General features: G+C 51.9%; 1 pseudogene. It reads right to left on the minus strand.

Annotated features, from left to right (window positions below):
• Positions 1 to 290 precede the first annotated feature (290 nt).
• Positions 291 to 566, minus strand: a pseudogene (locus EXE45_RS19945) (NAD(P)-dependent oxidoreductase); the annotation flags it as partial.

Here is a 566-nt window from a genome sequence, read left to right on the forward strand (position 1 = left end):
ATACCTCGGAACTAGTACGTGCCGTTATCACGCTTCAAATTTCGAGAATACACTTGAATAGGCTTTACCCGATGATGAGATCGACCGGTTCTTCGGCGGCAGACGTAGACTTCGAACACCACAGTCATAGTAACCCGCGAGTAAAAACTCTTGATGGCTGCGGTGCCAGTCCCTGATCCACGAAACTGATCCAAGCCCTGTCGACTTCAGTCATAACTGTTTCTTTCGAAGAGTCAAAAAACACCACGCGAGAGGCCGTTTTTTGTCGAATCGCTTCTTGCCGATGTCACTTACTCTAAGAGTTCTCGAACCGCTCCCTCGACTCCATCCTCTGTTCCCCACCCAAGGAAATTACTGGCGCTCGAAATATTCACTTCGAACTCTTCTACCATAGTCTCGGCACTTCGTGGATTCTCCATCAACTCGATGTTCACCTCGATCCCGCGCTCCTCGCGTACAACCTCCCGAACGATCTCGGCCACGCGCATCACGCTCATATCCTCGTTACTCGCGATCTCGTACGTCTCAGCCCCCGTCTCGCCGTTCGAAAGCTGCTCCACCAACCG

The organism is Halorubrum sp. SP9 (assembly GCF_005435015.1).
GTDB lineage: Archaea > Halobacteriota > Halobacteria > Halobacteriales > Haloferacaceae > Halorubrum > Halorubrum sodomense.